This window comes from Delftia sp. ASV31, assembly GCF_016428765.1.
Lineage (GTDB): Bacteria > Pseudomonadota > Gammaproteobacteria > Burkholderiales > Burkholderiaceae_C > Comamonas > Comamonas acidovorans.
In genome coordinates, this window is sequence record NZ_JAELTK010000316.1 from 1 (window position 1) to 302 (window position 302).

The 302-nt window shown below is 72.5% G+C and carries 1 pseudogene; it reads left to right on the forward strand.

The annotated features are described in order from the left end of the window. Nucleotides 1-176: 176 nt before the first annotated feature. Nucleotides 177-302: pseudogene (locus JHD82_RS29605) on the forward strand (aldehyde dehydrogenase family protein); the annotation flags it as partial.

Sequence of the window (302 nt, forward strand, 5' to 3'; positions counted from 1 at the left end):
CCCCCCCCCCCCCCCCCCCCCCCCCCCCCCCCCCCCCCCCCCCCCCCCCCCCCCCCCCCCCCCCCCCCCCCCCCCCCCCCCCCCCCCCCCCCCCCCCCCCCGTTTTTCAAGCAGAAGACGGCATACGCGATCAACGTCAGCGTCTCGTGGGCTCGGAGATGTGTATAAGAGACAGGTTCAAGGGCCACAACAAGATGCGCATCTTCCAGGAGGAAATCTTCGGCCCCGTGCTGGCCGTGACCACCTTCAAGGACGAGGCCGAGGCCCTGGCCATTGCCAACGACACGCTCTACGGCCTGGGC